We start from the raw sequence: 16,432 nt of genomic DNA on the forward strand, positions 1-16,432 counted from the left end.
CGGCGGATCCTGCATCCTCGGCGCGGTGTGCGGTCACAGAAGGAAATAAGGGCTTGGCGCGCAGACTTTTCACCCGCAGAGGCATGCTGATCAGTTCCCTGGCGCTGGCCGGGGGGGTCGCCTTTGGTGTCTGGAAGGTGCGGCAGCCGCACGACAATCCGCTGACAGCCGGGCTGGCTGAGGGTGAAGCCAGTTTTAACCCTTTTGTTCTGATCACAGGAGACGGCATCACGCTGATCACGCCTCACGCAGATGTGGGTCAGGGTGCACAATCCATGCAGGCCATGCTGATCGCAGAAGAGATGGATCTCGGCTTCGGGCAGTTTACGACGTCTTTCGGGCACTCTGATGCTGCCTATTACAACCGTGCACTTGCCGCCGATGCAGTGCCTTTTATGTCAACGGACACCGGTCTGATTGCTGAGGCTGCGCGTGGCGCGGCGGGTACAGTGTCAAAACTGCTTGGGCTTCAGGTGACAGGCGGATCATCCTCTGCACCGGACAGCTATGACAAACTGCGCGAAGCTGGTGCGGTGGCGCGGGAGACGCTCAAGGCAGCGGCCGCGCAGGAAACGGGCATTGCGGCGCGGGACCTGCAGACCGCCGACGGTGCTGTGGTCCTGCCGGACGGACGCACGATCCCTTACACGGCACTGGCCACAACGGCATCCGGTCTTGAGCCGGTTCGCGCGCCCGCATTTCGCGCGCCGTCAGACTGGCGGCTGCTGGGCAAAGAAGTCCCGCGCCTTGATATCCCCGCGAAATCCACCGGCCAGCAGGCATATGGCATCGATGTGCGGCCTGAAGGTGTGCTTTTTGCTTCTGCGCGCCTCAACCCGCGCAAGGGCGGAGGTATCACAGGGTACGATGCCACGGCTGCGGAAAACAGGCGTGGGGTCAGGCATATTCTGCCGCTCAGGGATGGTGTTGCCGTTGTGGCAGAAAACACCTGGTACGCGTTCGAGGCCCTGGCGCAGATTGAGTGCGACTGGGGCGGAGCGCCGTATCCGGCGGAGCAGGAGGACCACTGGAGATTGCTGGAGTTTGCGCTTGAGAGCGATGAGCCCGAACGGGTCTGGCGGGATGACCGCGACCCGGACGGCGCGAGTGCCGACGGGGTCACAGGTGAGTTTGAATACCGGGCGCCCTATGTCGCACATCAGCCGCTGGAACCGTTGAACGCGACCGTGCTTGTGACAGGCAATCATGCAGAAGTCTGGGCGGCGCATCAGATGCCGGGCCTTGTGCGTGAACGGGTTGCCGCGGCTGCCGGGCTGGCGCCAGAGCAGGTCACGTTCCACAACCAGATGGCCGGGGGCAGTTTCGGGCATCGGCTTGAATTTGATGTTATTGATCAGGCCACCGAAATTGCATTGCAGATCAAAGGGACGCCGGTGCTGCTGACCCTGCGTCGCGAAGAGGATTTCGCGCAGGATTACCCGCGCCAGATTGGCCTGGCGCGTGGCGCCGGCGGCTGGAACGATGGCCAGGTGACGCATCTGGCACTTCGCATCGCCTCGCCATCTGTAACCCGGTCTCAGGGCGGGCGAGCCGGTCTTCCGGCGCTGGGGCCAGACATGCAGATCGTCGCCGGGGCGTGGGATATGCCTTATGCGATCCCCGGACTGACGGTCGAGGGATACGCGGTTGACGGTCTGGCACCGGTCAGTTCATGGCGCGCGGTCGGAGCGTCCACGGGCGGTTTTTTGGTGAATGCCTGCTCGACGAGGTGATCGTCGCCGCAGGGGCTGACCCGATGGCGGAACGCCTGAGGCTGGTGAATGACCCGGTGGCGCGGGCGGTGCTGGAGGCTGTGGCTGAGATGTCCGGATGGGGTGCTGCGCGCGCGCAGGGGCAGGGCAGGGGCGTGGCACTGGTCACTTCCTTTGGTGTTCCGGTGGCCCAGGTGATCGACGTCACCGAAACGCCGGACGGACTGCGCGTCGACCATGTCTGGGTCGCTGCGGATTCCGGACCGGTGATCGACCCGGTGAACTTCGAGGCTCAGGTTCAGGGCGGTGTTATCTGGGGGCTCGGGCATGCCATCAATTCAGAAATTACCTATTCTGACGGCATGCCGGAGCAGACAAATTACCATGATGCTGAAGGCATGCGCCTCTATCAGACGCCGGAAATCACTGTGCGGGCCCTGCAGAACGCCGATCAGATACGCGGCATCGGAGAGCCGCCTGTGCCGCCCGCAGCCCCTGCGCTGGCCAATGCCATTTTCAGTGCGACAGGTCGGCGCCTGCGCGAAATGCCCTTTAACAGGCACATGCGGTTTGTCTGACGCTGCTTGAAGCGCCATGCCGGGCCGGGTATCTCTCTGACACGCGCAGGCAGCGCAGCACCGGGGGAGGCAGCACATGGATTTCGCACTCACAGAAGAGCAGTCCGCCATCTTTGAGATGACGGCCGGATTCGCGCAGGAACACATCGCACCTTACGCGCGGGACTGGGAAGCACAGGGGACGATACCCCGCGCGCTGTGGCAAGAGGTGGCGTCTCTTGGGCTGGCTGGCATCTATGTTTCCGAAGAATATGGGGGGTCAGGTCTGAGCCGGCTGGACGCGACTCTCGTTTTTGAGGCTTTGGCGATGGCGTGCCCGTCGGTCAGTTCCTTTCTGTCCATTCACAACATGTGTGGCGGCATGATCGACACGTTCGGATCGGACGAGGTGCGGGCGCACTGGCTGCCCCAGCTGTGCCGCATGGACAAGGTGTTTTCCTATTGCCTGACGGAACCCGGCTCCGGGTCTGATGCTGCCGCCCTGAGAACGCGCGCTGAGCGCACGAACGAAGGCTACCGGCTCAATGGCACAAAGGCATTTATTTCCGGTGGCGGCTATTCCGACGTGTACCTCAGCATGGTGCGAACCGGAGATGACGGCCCGCATGGTATCTCAGCTATGTTGGTAGAGACCGGAAGCCCGGGCCTTTCGTTCGGCGCTTTTGAGGACAAAATGGGCTGGCGGTCGCAGCCGACCGCCCAGGTTCAGTTCGATGATTGTATGGTGCCTGCGGGGAATCTGGTGGGCGAAGAAGGCCGAGGGTTCTCTTATGCGATGAAGGGCCTTGATGGCGGCCGTCTGAATATTGCGGCTTCCGCACTGGGTGGGGCGCAATCCGCCCTGAATGCTGCGATGGCGTACATGGGTGAACGCAAAGCTTTCGGCAGGTCCATTGATCAGTTTCAGGCGCTGCAGTTTCGCCTGGCGGACATGGAGGTTCGCCTGCAGGCAGCGCGCGTCTTTTTGCGCCAGGCGGCATGGAAGCTGGACAACGGGACGCCGGACGCCACGCAGTGTTGTGCGATGGCCAAGCTGTTTGTGACGGACGTATCGTTTGACGTTGCCAATGAGGCACTGCAGCTGCACGGCGGATACGGCTACCTCGCGGACTATGGCATCGAAAAGATCGTGCGTGACCTTAGGGTGCATCAGATCCTTGAAGGTACAAATGAAATCATGCGTGTTATCATCTCGAGGCAGATGCTGGCCGCGCGCGACAACGCCTGACGGTCCGGCTGGTTTAAGCACCTCTGTTAAGTCTCGATTTACCCCTGTTGGTCATAAATGGAGCAAAGGGCGGTCGCGTCTGATCCCCCTTCCTTTATCCGGCAACAGGGTGACCGCGTGACGCTGAACACATTTGATTCTGAGAACGCCTACAGGGGTGCCCCCAAAAAAGTTCTGATTGTAGATGATTCCCGAACAATCAGAGCGTGGTTGCGCGCCACATTGTCCGCGGACCCGCGACTTGAAATTGTGGGAGAGGCAGAGGATGCGGTTGCAGCACGTGATTTTCTTCGGGCCAACAAAGCCGATGTCCTGACGCTGGACATCGAGATGCCAGGTATGAGCGGTCTGGAATTTCTGACACGACTGATGAAAGCGCGGCCGATGCCCGTCGTCATGATGTCCAGTCTGACGTCAGCAGGCAGTGACGCAGCCATTCAGGCGCTGTCGCGTGGAGCTGTTGACTGTATGGTCAAACCCAACGGATCTTACGGCCGTGAGGTTACAGACGACATCTGCGAACGTGTCTTTCATGCTGCCTGCACTACGGCTTCAAGGCTTCGGGTTCCGTCTCCTCCGACCGGCGCGCCCCCTGTGCGTCCGCAGACACCGAACTCCGTTCCCTTAAGAGGATGCAGACGCAAAACCATCTTTCTTATCGGAGCATCAACGGGTGGCGTCAGCGCGATCGAAAGCGTATTGCCGATGCTGGATCCGGGCGGACCACCGGTTGTCATCGTCCAGCACATGCCCGGCAATTTTCTTGTGAGTTTTTCACAGCGCCTCGGCAGGCATCTTCCCCAGAACGTCTGCCTTGCCGAAGAAGGCATGCGTCTTGAACGGGGTGACATTGTGCTGGCGCCGGGCAACGGACAGCACACAGAGATCCGGCGCAAAAACGACGCCTGGGTTTGCCATTTCGTACCGAACGATCCACCTGCTTTGCATTGCCCGGCGGTTGATACGCTTTTCAAGTCCGCCGCCAGTGAAGCTAAACACGTCACCGCGGCCATTCTGACCGGTCTCGGAAAAGATGGTGCAGAAGGCTTGCGTCAGTTGTCAGACGGCGGTGCGCGAACATTTGGCCAGGACGAAGACACCTGTGTTGTTTATGGAATGCCGCGGGCCGCGAAGGCGCTCGGAGCCGTGGGCCGCGAACTGCCGCTGGACAGAATTGGGAATGCCATGCGGGAGGCGGTTGAACGTAAATCAACAAATGCCAGCGCCGTTGCAGGGGCGATCAGGTAATGCAGAACGGTACACGTATTCACATCACCCAGGGAGAAAAGGTCGCAAGCGCAGACCCTGACGCCGTCATTTCGACCATTTTGGGGTCCTGCGTGTCCTGCTGTTTGTGGGATCCGTACGCTGGAGTTGGCGGTATGAACCACATGCTACTCACGGTAAGTAATGTGGAAAACAGCGTATGCAACCTGGCCGGCATCAATGCTATGGAGTTGCTGATCAACGATATCCTGAAGCTGGGAGGGCAGAGACACCGGCTCAAGGCTAAAGCCTTTGGCGGCGCCCGCATGGTCAGTGGCCTCAGTGACATCGGCAGGACTAACAGCGAATTCACTCTTGAATTCCTCCGAGCTGAAGGCATCGAATGCGAAGGTCATTCACTCGGTGGAGAAACTGCACGGCATGTCATGTTCTGGCCTGCCACCGGGCGGGTCATGCAAAAAATCAGAAAAGATTCCCCGATTGAGCTCAGGGCAGAGCAGCCGGTCGCAGAGCCGAAAGGAAATGATCTTGAGTTGTTCTAAGGACGGCCACTTTCGTTCACAAGGCTTCCACGCCATTAACTCACAGAAAATTTTCACTAATATCCGGTTCGAGCGCTGTTTCGAAACAAAATAATGTGCGAAAACCTGACCCTACAATATTTGCGAAGACTGGGAAATCAGACTGATTGCCCGGTCCCCTCCTTGGATATGATGACGCGCAACGGCAACTGTAGAGTTAAAAGAACACAAAACAGCACTCGAGGTATTCAGCTTAGTGTCCGAAGAAAATTCGGGCAATCACGCTAGGGTCTGGACCCATTGATTTTCTTCCAGCGGTGTGGACCGCGATTGCAAAATCGAGCAGTGAACATGTCTGATCTTTTCTGGCATCCGGATGCGCAGATGGCGCATTTTGAACCTTTCTTTCCTAGGTCCCACGGCAAGCTGTGCGTTGATGATCGACGTGTGTTAAATGGTATTATCTTCATTAATCGCAATGAGTTGAGGTGGCGCGACGCCCTTTTGACCTATGGCCCACATAAGACGTTCTACAATCGTTGGAAGCGGTGGAGCGATAAGGGAGTCTCCGCTCGAATGATGGCCGGGCTGGCTGCCAAGCATGGCGAACAGAAGACCGTGATGATCGACGCCACATACCTGAAGGCCCACCGTACCGTGTCCAGTTTGTGCGGGAAAAAAGTGAGCGTGGACGCCTGATCTGCTGCCCGGCAGGGTATTTGCGAAGGAAATGTCCCGAAAGAGGCCGCACTGAGTGCGACATGAACACAAAGTTACAAGCCATCTGCGACAGCGTGGGACATCCAATCAACCTGTTCGTCACCGTCGGGCAACCTTTCGGAACATTGCTGCGCAAATACCCCGTCGGTCAGTTGGTCAGCGATTTCATCGGGGTACGCGCAATGCTGAGCAGCCGACCGGATGTCGATTGGCTGATCGGTGACCGGGGTTTATGATGCCGACTGGTCTAAGTACACGTTGAAAGACAAAGGGATACGCCTAAGCATCCCTGGCCGAAAGCAGCGGAAAAACTGGCAAAGTTCGACAAGCGTCGGTTCAAACTCCGGAATCGGATCTAGACCATATTCGGAGGTTGAAGGATTGGCGGCGTGTCGCAACCCACTATGACAGACGTCCGAGGGTTTTATTGTAAGCCATCGCCTTTACAGTACTCATTACTTACGTGCTATGAGCTCTGAATCTGCTGAAGTATCAGAGGCTTAACCGTTTCTTAACTTGCGGAAAGGGTTTTGCGCTCAAACGTTGATATATAATTTGAAATTGCAGAACCTTTGGTGATTCACGCTAAGCGTAGTTAAAAAAATTTAAATTTCTCAAGTGGAAAAAAATTTGAACAGAAACACGATCAAAAAAGATCTAAGTCTCCCACGGCCCGTTTTCCACTTACAGGCTCGCTGTCACTTTCGTTGACAAGAATGCCCTTTGTGATCTCAAGCTTCAGCTTTGATCTAACTTGATCAATATTCGAGAATTCAAACCCGCTTTCAGGAAGTTGGTTTTCGAAAACTGCAGTCAACAGCGCAAGGTCCTCAAGGCACTGGCGGACATAGTCAAGCCCCTGTAGCCGAGTTATTTCTACCTGAACGTTGTTTGGATTGTCCAGGACAGCAGAACCAATAGCTTCCTCTAAATCATTTACCTGGGCCGCAAGCAGATCGAGATGGTCAGACACTCTGGATAGAAAGGTGTCCAATGGCAAACCTAATGCTAGATTCGTCGACATTTAAAGTCGACCCACTACTGCTTCAATGCAGTTTCGCAAGCCAGCTTGTTCAAATGGCTTTTTCAGGTAGTTGTTCATGCCCAGCTTCTTGCCGTGATCCACAATTTGTTGTTCTGCTCGTCCTGTAATCAGAATGAACCCCACGCCCTTGGTCTTTGGAGAGGCTCGCAGCTGGTGCAATAGTTGAAGACCATCCATTTGCGGCATATTGTAGTCAGATATGACTAGGTGCACCGGGTGAGTGGCAAGCGCTTGTAAGGCTTCAATTCCGTTTTCGGCTGTCGATACATTTCGTACACCAAATGCATCCAGTGCCTGGGTAATAAGTCCTCGGCTTGTCGACATGTCATCCACAACCATTATTCTGATTTTATCACGAAGCGACATCTGCTATCCTTTTCTGATCTCGTCATGAGGCGTTTTTAATGGCCAGGGCGATAAGTTGTGGGTCCGTCCGTATAAAAACCCAGTTTTTCATGATTGTTAATTCGCTCGGAGTGGCCAAGAAACATAATGCCATCTTCTTTTAATGAAGAATGGAACCGTGGCCACAAACTGTTTTGCGTCTCAAGGTCGAAATAGATTACAACATTTCGGCAGAATATGACGTCGAACTTCATTTTCATCGGCCATTTTGCCAATAAATTTAGCTCTTTAAACGCGACAATTTTGGTTAATTCAGGGATCACAGAAAAGGTGTCATCGGTTTTTGTAGCGCTCGATTGAAAATATTTGTGTAAGAACTCTTTGGGAACTCCTTCCAGCAGCCGTTGAGGATACAATCCTTGGGACGCAAACTCCACTACTTTCGGGTCAATGTCAGTTCCTAGAATTTTCACATCAAAAGACTTTAGGTTAGCGATGTTTTCCATAAGGCACATCGCAATTGAATAACCTTCCTGCCCGTTGGAACAGCCTGCTGACCAAATACGTATTTTCTCGCCATTTTCAATTTTTGACTTCAGTTGAGGTATAACTCTGTCCTTCAAGATGTCGAAATGGTGCTGTTCGCGGAAAAAGTGCGAAACATTTGTTGTCAACGCAGAAATCATGTGACGAAGCTCTGACTTCCCGGATTCTGACGCAACGTGCTTTGTATACGTTTCGAAACCCGGCAACCCAAGTGCATTAACACGGTGCCTTAGTCTCGACTGAATCATTGACGATTTTTCCTTCACAAGTTGCAAACCGCTTTCGCGGTAGGCAATTTGAGCTATTATATCGAAGTCAGTCGGACTCAGCTGCATGTTTGTATGTTGGTTCATTATGCCGCCGAATTCTGAACTGATTCAACAACAGACCCAAGAGCAAGAACTCTTATCATTCTTTCGTCAATAAGCGTTAACGAACTGACTACATTTGGAATGCTGCCAGTTTGTACTTCGGGAGGCGGTTGCAGGTCGTTCTCTGTTATAGCAATTATATCTGAAACTGCGTCCACCAGTAGTCCCGTCATTGTACCTTCGTGGCTAACTACGATGATAACGTTACGATCTGAGTGTTCGTTGGGCTTTAAACCCAGTCTCTGGGAAAGGTCCATAACCGGCAAAACGGTGCCGCGCAGGTTGATGACACCCTTCATGTAACTCGGCGCGTGCGGTAAAGGCGTGGTCTGAGTCCAACCACGTATTTCCCGAACGGACATGATGTCCAGCGAGTACTCCTGATCGGCCAACTGAAATGTCAGCAACTCGATTGATGTGGATGTTTCTTTTTCGGTCATGCCGGTATCCCCGTGGATTGAGTGGTACCTTTGGTGCCTGTAGACCCCATGGCGTTTGAGATGATATCTGATGTATCAAGGATGAGTGCGATTTGCCCGTCGCCGAGAATGGTCGCGGCAGCAATGCCTGGAGCTCGGTAGAAGCTGTCATCAAGGCCCTTGATCACAACCTGTCGCTGGTCCTGAATGCTGTCAATTATGAGCGCTGCGTGGCTTTCATCTTCGTGCGCGATCAGCAGGACGACGCATCCTTCGAAATCCTCGACGGATTCTCGGTAACCCAATTCCTTCCCAAGGTCGAAGATTGGGACAAAACCGCTTCGTACACGCACAACGAATGAACCTGGCCTTACCATTTCAACATCTTTATTGGTCAGTGTGAGAGTCTCGATTACAACATTTAAAGGAAGTACCAACGTTTCATCAGCAACCTGTACGACCATGCCGTCCAGGACGGCGAGGGTGAGAGGCAAGGAAATTGAAAATGTGGTGCCGACACCCGGTGTTGAAGATATGGTAATCCTGCCGCCAAGTGCCTGAATGGCTGTGCGAACCACGTCCATCCCGACACCGCGGCCTGACAGGTCTGATACAACCGATGCTGTGGAAAAGCCTGGCAAAAATAGTAGGTTATCAATTTCGCTGTCGCTAAGGGTAGCTTCTTCGGGAATCAATCCTTTGTCTATTGCGATTTGTAATACTTTCTCGCGGTTGATGCCTCCGCCATCATCCGAAACATCAATTACCACGCGGCCGGAACGATGCGCGGCGATGAGGTTCACCCGTCCTTGTTCAGGTTTTCCGGCGGCCAGCCGTTCCTCAGAGGTTTCAAGGCCGTGGTCAACAGCGTTTCTGATCATATGTGTCAGCGGGTCGGCCAGGCGTTCAATAACTGTTTTGTCGACTTCGGTATTTTCGCCTTCTGTATGAAGCCTGACGTCCTTCCCGACTGAAGCCGAGGCTTCGCGTACGATCCGGGACATGCGCTGAAACAGGGATTTCACCGGTTGGGCCCTGATCATCATGACGCTGTCCTGAATGTCCCGGGTCAGCCTTTGGAACTCTTCAAGTCCATTCATCGCATCCGAATGCGGTGACAGTCCGGAGGACTCCAGGCTTTGCGAGAGCATCGCCTGATTAATGACCAGTTCGCCGACGAGGTTCACCAGCCTTTCAATTCTGTCGAGGTCAACTCTGACAACCGATTTTGCAGCCGCAGCAGGCGATGGAGCGCCGCTCTTGGCGGTTGCTGCTGGTGCTGAAGACTTCGGCTCAGCTGGTTTGATGTCCTTCGCCGGCTCAGGTGGCAGCTCCGGCGCTGCTGTTTCCGTTGCCGTATCTACGGGAAGAGGTGGGCTTCCATCTGTCGGTTCCTGGGAGGTGTCAATGATTGTCGTTTCCTGCACATCTTCAACCGGAGCGTCGTTGATTTCCGGATCTGTGTCATCCGCTGTCTCGTCCTGAACAATTTCCAGGGAGCACAGTCCCTCCACAAATTCAAAGGCAGCTTCGATTTCCGCCACATCGACGGCTGACGTCAGTTCTATCGTCCAGCTCAGGCACGAGTTTTCCGGAGACAGGCCTTCCAGGTCGGGAAGATTGTCCAGATTGCATGTGACGACGCATTCGCCCATGTCGTCGAGGGCGCGGAGCATGTGAAACGGTTCATTGCCAGTCTCGTAAAGCTCATTTTCCGGCTTGAAGGTAATCGTGTATTGGTTCTGTCCGGGCAGCGGTGGAATGTCCGGCAGATCCAGATCGGGCAATGCCAGTCCGTCGCCGTCGTCATCGCCGAAATCCATGTCGAGCGAAAGTGTTGCCGGCTGAAAATCAATATCTTCGTCTTCTTCCTCAGCCTCCTCCTCGGCGGCGTCTTCGCCGAGCATCCCGTTCAGAGATCCGAGCAGTTCATTCGTTCGTTCTTCCGGCAACTCACCGGCATCCCGGGAGATACGCACCAGATCGGAGAGGTGATCTGCACACTGGAAAAATACCTTCAGAGCGTCAGGATCTGCTGTCATTCTTCCGGCGCGGACTTCGTCCAGCACCGTTTCGAATCTGTGAGCAAATCTGACGAGAGCCTCCAGTCCGAATGCCCCTGCGCCACCCTTGATCGAATGAACGGCACGAAAAACCACGTTGATGGTTTCTGTGTCGTCTGCACCATCGTACAGCTCCTGTAGCCCGTCCTGCAGGGCTTCGAGCAGTTCTTCGCACTCGATGAAAAAGGAGGCGCGGATTTCCGCCATTGGGTCGTTCGTGTCAGACATCTCGAAACTCCTAGCCGGCGACCATCTGAAGGGCCTTGATCAGTTTGGCGGGATCGAACGGTTTAACGATCCAGCCGGTCGCGCCGGCGGTGCGGGCCCGTGCCTTGAGCTCTGGTGCTGCTTCGGTTGTAAGCACCAGAATTGGTGTGGCGCGATGCTGATCCTGTTCGCGGACGGCATCGATGAATCCAAATCCATCCATCCGGGGCATATTAATGTCGGTAATAATGGCGTCCGGTTCGATACCGCTCAGCACCTCAATGCCATGCACGCCATCGTCAGCTGTGTGCACGTTGAAACCCGCTGGCGTCAGCGCCAGTCTGATCATGTCGCGCATTGTGCGACTGTCATCTACGGCGAGAATTTCCAAAGTCATTGACGGCCCCCTGAAATAGTTTCCGGTGTCATGCCCATGACACGCAGCTGATCAATCACGCGGTCAGAAGCATTCACGAAAGTGATTTTATGACCCTTTGCCTGCGCGCTGGTTGCCGCGGCCAAAAACACCTGCAGGCAGAGAGCACCAAGGTGTTTTACCTTTGAGAGATCTACTGTCAGATCCTCATCAGCCCGTGATTTCAGCGCAGTTGCCAGGTCAGAAGCAGCTGACAGATCAAGCTTGGGGTCTGCAATCAGAGGTTCACTCATCAGGACCTCCGCAGGCGGGCGTATTTTCCGGGCGCATTGATTCCTCCACGCTGGCTGATCAGGTGTTCTGAGGAGTTGTATGGGGCCTTCCGTTAAAACTCGGTTACCTCCGGTTTCATTTCCGGAAGTCAGGGAAAGAAGTCTTGAAAGGTGACACCAAAAAGAAAGGGCCACAGCTTCCTGTGGCCCTTTCGGTCTGTGCTGTATCTGCGGTCGCGGCCGACAGAATGTCTGGTCAGCCGCGTCTGCGCCGGCCTCCTGTGCGTCCCGCACGTCCGCGCCCTTCCTGACCCGGCTTTGGCGCTTCCTTGTTGAAGGCAATCCACGCTCCACCATGCGGATCATTGTCCGTCAGGAAATTCGCCGCGCGGATCGCTTCCATTTCCTTGCCCGGACGTGGCCGCGTCGATCCCATGCCAAAGGTCTGGCAGAAAACCTCATCGTCCATGCCATCGGGAATGACGATCCCGGCACTGAGAAGCTCCTGCTTCTTGGCTTCGATTTTGGCGGCACTGACGGGCAGGGCAACGGGGTTCATGATCGCGGAGGTCATGCCCGCGCCCATGGCCATGGGCAAAAACGCGTTGTTGATGCCGTGCCTGTTGGGCAGACCGAAAGAGATATTTGACGCGCCACAGGTCGTGTTGACGCCAAGCTCTTCGCGCAGGCGCCGTACCAGCGTGAAAACCTGATTGCCGGCCGTTGCCATAGCGCCGATCGGCATGACCAGCGGGTCCACAACAATATCATGTGCGGGAATGCCAAAATCGGCTGCGCGTTCAACAATCTTCTTGGCAACGGCAAAGCGGACTTCCGGGTCTTCCGAAATACCTGTGTCGTCATTCGAGATTGCAACAACCGGTACGTTGTACTTCTTCACCAGTGGCAGCACGATCTCAAGACGCTCCTCTTCCCCGGTGACAGAGTTCAGCAGCGGCCGGCCCTCGCAGGCTTCCAGACCGCTTTCCAGCGCGCCCGGTACGGAACTGTCGATGCAGAGCGGCACATCAACAATCGCCTGAACCCGTTCGATCAGTGCTTTCATCAGGGGCGGTTCAACAAAGTTGTTGTCTGCATACCGCGTGTCTTCCGCCATCTTGTTGGTAAAGACAGCGCCGGAGTTGATGTCCAGCACGGTTGCACCGGCCTCGACCTGAGCGATGGCGTCCGCCTCGACGGTGCTGAAGTCATCGGCCTCAAGTTCGAGCGCGAGCTTCTTGCGGCCGGTGGGGTTGATCCGCTCGCCGATCACGCAGAAGGGCTGATCAAAACCGATGACAGCGGTTTTGGTTTTGGATCTCGACGATTGTCCGGGTCATTCAGGGTGTCCTTGGATCAGGCGTTGGCTGGGACGGCAGAGCTGCCGCCGTTTTCAATGGCCCAGGTGGCATTGGTTTTGATGCCGCCCAGCGGGAAGAAGTGCACGTTGGTGATGTTGAAATCAGGGTTGGCCGCCTTGTGCGCGGCCAGTTCGTTCAGCACGTCTGTCGGCTCGTAGGGCAGCAGAAGTTTGGTCACGTCCAGTGCGCGCTTCTGCAACACCTTGAGAGACGGGCCAACGCCACAGGCGATCGCAAACTTGATAAGCGTCTGCAGTTTTGCGGGCCCTGCGATTCCGATGTGAACGGGCAGGGTGATACCGGCTTCCTTCAGCCCATCGGCCCAGGCAATGATCGGATCTGCGTCAAAGGCGAACTGAGTTGCCAGCGCCATCTCGGCGTCCGTGCGCGACTGGAACTCATTCTTCCAGAGCAGCGCCGCGTCGACGTTACCGGTGCCCCCATCCGGGTCGATATCCCGGTTCCCTTCGGGGTGGCCTGCGACATGCAGGCGTGTGAACCCCGCCTCATCGAAAAGGCCGGTCTCCATCAGCTGCATCGAGCTGTCAAAATCGCCGTGCGGGGCAGCGACGCCGCCTGCGAGCAGCAGCGCCTGGTGGACATCTGCCTCACCCTGATACCGGGCAATCCAGTCGGCAAGCGTGGCGCGGTCTTTGATAATCCGCGCGGGAAAGTGCGGCATGACCTGGAAGCCATCATCATTCAGACGGGCGGCTGTGCGGACCATATCCTCAATCGGCGTGCCTTCGATATGCGCGATGTAGACGCGCGTTCCGGCCGGCAGCAGGTCGCGGAAACTGTCCACTTTCTCCGCTGTGCGAGGCATCACCTCAATGGAATAATCCTGCAGAAAGGTCTCGACCTCAGGCGTGGCGCCTTTTCGGGCTTCGGTTTCTTTGCGTTTGAAGTTCAGAAGAGCCATCAGGCGATCCTTCCCGGACAAGAGGGTGTCAGACAGAGAGGGCAGGGTCAGGCCCAGCCATTGTTATCAATCAGAGACTTAATGCGGGCCTGGTCGTATTCCGCATCAATACGCGCAGCTTCTGCATCGGCGATATCATCGGGGTTTCCGGCGACTTCGAAGGAATCCGCCTTGCGCCACTCTGCAAGATAGGCGTCGGTTTCCGCTGCACCGGTTTTCATTGCAGCCCGGTCAATTGCCTGCTCAAAACGCTCAGGCAGCGGGCGCTTGGAACCACGCCGACCTTTGCCCACAATCACCTGGGCCGGGATGTCTCTCCAGTACACAATGGTCACTTCGGGCATGGCTGATTCCTCCCACGTCTCTGGCCTCTGTCTAACGGCTGCATCTGCGCGCTCTGCGTCGTTTTTCGACAGAACACGGGCATTCCGCGACCTCGCCGCATCATGTAGCCTTTTGCGGCCCGTCCGGCGAGGCCTGCGGCTGTGGAAATTCTCATCATCATCGTGAGCCCCGGTCATGCGGCCGCCCGGTTGCGTGTCGTGATGCTTGCGCTGAGGCAGGCCAGTGTCTAGGTTGGCGTTAACTCGAAATGAAAGGCGCGAAAGATGGCGCCACAGCGTCCCAAAGGTGCGGGCGCGCTCGACCAGAAGACGGCTCTGAGCCCCGCGCCAGTTCCGCCCAGGCCAGGTGAGCTTTATGCAGCGCTGGATCTGGGTACAAACAGCTGTCGCATGCTGATTGCCCAGCCCCGCGGGTCAGGTTTCAGTGTGGTGGACAGCTTTTCCAAGTCCGTGCAGCTTGGCGCAGGTCTGGAGAAAACCGGACGGCTTTCGCATGGCTCTATGAGCCGTACTATCCAGGCCCTTCGAATCTGCCAGCAGAAACTGCGCCGCAACAGGGTGCGCAGGATGCGCCTCGTGGCCACCGAGGCCTGCCGCCGGGCACGCAATGCCCGCGAGTTCATCCGCCGCGTTCAGCGCGAAACCGGTCTGCGCCTCGATATCATCAAACCACAGGAAGAAGCCCGGCTGGCTGTGATTTCCTGCGCGCCGCTGGTTAACCGTGCGACGGAAAACCTGCTCGTGGTGGATATCGGCGGCGGGTCGACTGAGCTGGTGTGGATTGATCTGAGCGATGTGCCGCCGCGGGACCGGCCAGGCTCTATTATGCGTCTGCATCAGGGGTTCCGGAACGGCCATGCAGATGAGCCGGCCGCGCGGGTTGTGGACTGGATTTCTGTCCCGCTGGGGGTCGCGACCCTGCGGGATCAGTTCAGTGACGTCGAGGATGACGCGGCCCGGTTTGCGCTCATGAGCTGGTTCTTCGAGGAAAACCTGTCGGATTTTTCGCCCTACAATGACACGCATGCACAGGAAAAGTTTCAGATCGTCGGGACCTCCGGCACGGTTACCACCGTCGCAGCGAGTCATCTCGGCCTGAAACGGTACGACAGAACAAAGGTGGACGGGCTGCACATGACAACGGATGAGATTGAGCGCGTGATCCGTTCTTATCTGGCGCTCGGACCCGAAGGGCGCCGCGCCGATCCGCGTATCGGCCAGGACCGGCAGGCACTGATCATGTCAGGGGCCGCCATTCTGCAGGCGCTGATGCGCTGCTGGCCGACGGACCGGCTTTCTGTGGCCGACCGCGGGCTGCGCGAAGGCTTGCTCTATGCTCAGATGAGTGCGGATGGTGTGCTTGCAGAGGGGGCATTCTGATGGCGAAAACACCCGGTGGGAAAACACCCTCAGGTAAAAACACGTCCGGACGGGGCCAGCGCGACCTGAAGGTCAAGGTCAAGTCTGCACGCGGCCGCAAACTCAGTTCGACGCGATGGCTCCAGCGCCAGCTGAATGACCCCTATGTCAAGCGGGCCCGCGCTGAAGGGTATCGCGGCAGGGCGGCATTCAAGATCATGGAGCTGGACGACAAATACCGCTTTCTCGTTCCGGGTGCGCGCGTCGTGGATCTGGGGGCGGCTCCGGGCGGCTGGTGTCAGGTCGCGGTGAAAAGGGTCAATGCCCTGGGTGAGAAGCAGGGCAAGGCCGTTGGCAGTATTCTGGGGGTCGACCTGCAGGAAATGGAGCCGATTGCGGGCTGCGAGCTCTATCAGCTGGACTTTATGGAGGATGACGCTGACGCCCGGGTGCGGGAGTGGCTGGGCGGTAAGGCGGATGTGGTGATGTCAGACATGGCCGCGGCCAGCTCCGGACACAAACAGACAGATCACCTGCGCATCATTGCGCTCTGCGAGGCGGCTGCATGGTTTGCATTCGACGTTCTGGACAAGGGCGGAACCTTCGTTGCCAAGGTTCTGGCCGGTGGTGCGGAGGGGGAATTGCAAAAGCTGCTGAAGCAGCGATTCGACAAGGTCGCCAATATCAAGCCACCATCTTCGAGGTCAGACAGCTCCGAAAAATTTGTTGTTGCGACAGGGTTTCGCGGCTGAAGCAGGCTCTTTTACCGGACTTTAAGTCTGTCGTGTCTAGCATCCGGTCGGGGCCCGCTGATGA

General features: G+C 56.5%; 16 protein-coding genes and 2 pseudogenes. 8 read left to right on the plus strand and 10 right to left on the minus strand.

Annotated features, from left to right (window positions below):
* The first annotated feature begins 53 nt into the window (after positions 1–53).
* The 6 genes and pseudogenes from ACZ1HA_RS06640 to ACZ1HA_RS06665 all read left to right on the plus strand — a co-directional run bounded on the left by ACZ1HA_RS06640 (position 54) and on the right by ACZ1HA_RS06665 (position 6,419).
* Positions 54–1,733 (plus strand): molybdopterin cofactor-binding domain-containing protein, encoded by a 1,680-nt coding sequence (locus ACZ1HA_RS06640; RefSeq protein WP_472713334.1) that lies wholly within the window; start codon positions 54–56, stop codon positions 1,731–1,733.
* Positions 1,673–2,290: a molybdopterin cofactor-binding domain-containing protein gene (locus ACZ1HA_RS06645; protein WP_472713335.1), complete on the plus strand. Its 618-nt coding sequence runs from the start codon at positions 1,673–1,675 to the stop codon at positions 2,288–2,290. Before ACZ1HA_RS06640 ends, ACZ1HA_RS06645 begins: the two co-directional genes overlap by 61 nt.
* Before the next feature lie 76 nt (positions 2,291–2,366).
* On the plus strand, positions 2,367–3,518 hold the full coding sequence (locus ACZ1HA_RS06650; protein ID WP_472713336.1) for an acyl-CoA dehydrogenase family protein: 1,152 nt from the start codon (positions 2,367–2,369) through the stop codon (positions 3,516–3,518).
* A 117-nt stretch (positions 3,519–3,635) separates the two neighbouring features.
* Complete coding sequence (gene cheB / locus ACZ1HA_RS06655) at positions 3,636–4,766, plus strand: chemotaxis-specific protein-glutamate methyltransferase CheB (RefSeq protein ID WP_472713337.1); 1,131 nt, start codon at positions 3,636–3,638, stop codon at positions 4,764–4,766.
* Positions 4,766–5,287 carry a chemotaxis protein CheD gene (locus ACZ1HA_RS06660; RefSeq protein ID WP_472713338.1) on the plus strand — a complete coding sequence of 174 codons (522 nt, stop codon included), beginning with the start codon at positions 4,766–4,768 and terminating at the stop codon, positions 5,285–5,287. Before cheB ends, ACZ1HA_RS06660 begins: the two co-directional genes overlap by 1 nt.
* 330 nt (positions 5,288–5,617) lie before the next feature.
* Positions 5,618–6,419, plus strand: a pseudogene (locus ACZ1HA_RS06665) (IS5 family transposase).
* A gap of 213 nt (positions 6,420–6,632) precedes the next feature.
* On the opposite strand, the gene ACZ1HA_RS06670 reads toward ACZ1HA_RS06665, so the two are convergent.
* The 10 genes and pseudogenes from ACZ1HA_RS06670 to ACZ1HA_RS06715 all read right to left on the minus strand — a co-directional run bounded on the left by ACZ1HA_RS06670 (position 6,633) and on the right by ACZ1HA_RS06715 (position 14,257).
* Positions 6,633–7,010 carry a hypothetical protein gene (locus tag ACZ1HA_RS06670; RefSeq protein WP_436399392.1) on the minus strand — a complete coding sequence of 126 codons (378 nt, stop codon included), beginning with the start codon at positions 7,008–7,010 and terminating at the stop codon, positions 6,633–6,635.
* The gene (locus tag ACZ1HA_RS06675) at positions 7,011–7,397 is read right to left on the minus strand and encodes a response regulator (protein ID WP_375227792.1); all 387 of its coding nucleotides are present in this window, start codon (positions 7,395–7,397) and stop codon (positions 7,011–7,013) included.
* Between the two features lie 35 nt (positions 7,398–7,432).
* A complete protein-coding gene (locus tag ACZ1HA_RS06680) occupies positions 7,433–8,275 on the minus strand; it encodes a CheR family methyltransferase (protein WP_375227791.1) in 843 nt (280 codons plus the stop codon).
* Complete coding sequence (locus ACZ1HA_RS06685) at positions 8,275–8,733, minus strand: chemotaxis protein CheW (protein WP_472713339.1); 459 nt, start codon at positions 8,731–8,733, stop codon at positions 8,275–8,277. The genes ACZ1HA_RS06680 and ACZ1HA_RS06685 overlap by 1 nt, the downstream gene beginning before the upstream one ends.
* Positions 8,730–11,003 carry a chemotaxis protein CheA gene (locus tag ACZ1HA_RS06690; RefSeq protein ID WP_472713340.1) on the minus strand — a complete coding sequence of 758 codons (2,274 nt, stop codon included), beginning with the start codon at positions 11,001–11,003 and terminating at the stop codon, positions 8,730–8,732. The genes ACZ1HA_RS06685 and ACZ1HA_RS06690 overlap by 4 nt, the downstream gene beginning before the upstream one ends.
* A gap of 10 nt (positions 11,004–11,013) precedes the next feature.
* Positions 11,014–11,379 carry a response regulator gene (locus tag ACZ1HA_RS06695; RefSeq protein WP_375227786.1) on the minus strand — a complete coding sequence of 122 codons (366 nt, stop codon included), beginning with the start codon at positions 11,377–11,379 and terminating at the stop codon, positions 11,014–11,016.
* Entirely contained in the window at positions 11,376–11,651 is a 276-nt protein-coding gene (locus ACZ1HA_RS06700) for an STAS domain-containing protein (protein WP_472713341.1), read from the minus strand. Before ACZ1HA_RS06700 ends, ACZ1HA_RS06695 begins: the two co-directional genes overlap by 4 nt.
* A 235-nt stretch (positions 11,652–11,886) precedes the next feature.
* A pseudogene (locus tag ACZ1HA_RS06705) lies at positions 11,887–12,970 on the minus strand (methyltetrahydrofolate cobalamin methyltransferase).
* A 16-nt stretch (positions 12,971–12,986) separates the two neighbouring features.
* Positions 12,987–13,913 carry a methylenetetrahydrofolate reductase gene (locus ACZ1HA_RS06710; RefSeq protein WP_472713342.1) on the minus strand — a complete coding sequence of 309 codons (927 nt, stop codon included), beginning with the start codon at positions 13,911–13,913 and terminating at the stop codon, positions 12,987–12,989.
* A 47-nt stretch (positions 13,914–13,960) separates the two neighbouring features.
* A complete protein-coding gene (locus ACZ1HA_RS06715) occupies positions 13,961–14,257 on the minus strand; it encodes a virulence factor (protein WP_472713343.1) in 297 nt (98 codons plus the stop codon).
* 264 nt (positions 14,258–14,521) lie between these two features.
* Here ACZ1HA_RS06715 and ACZ1HA_RS06720 point away from each other — a divergent pair, with 264 nt between their 5' ends.
* Together ACZ1HA_RS06720 and ACZ1HA_RS06725 are read left to right on the plus strand one after the other, a co-directional pair.
* Entirely contained in the window at positions 14,522–15,637 is a 1,116-nt protein-coding gene (locus ACZ1HA_RS06720) for a Ppx/GppA phosphatase family protein (RefSeq protein ID WP_436399389.1), read from the plus strand.
* Complete coding sequence (locus ACZ1HA_RS06725; RefSeq protein WP_472713344.1) at positions 15,637–16,368, plus strand: RlmE family RNA methyltransferase; 732 nt, start codon at positions 15,637–15,639, stop codon at positions 16,366–16,368. The genes ACZ1HA_RS06720 and ACZ1HA_RS06725 overlap by 1 nt, the downstream gene beginning before the upstream one ends.
* The last annotated feature ends 64 nt before the right edge of the window (positions 16,369–16,432 follow it).

Source organism: Roseobacter sp. S87 (assembly GCF_055693285.1).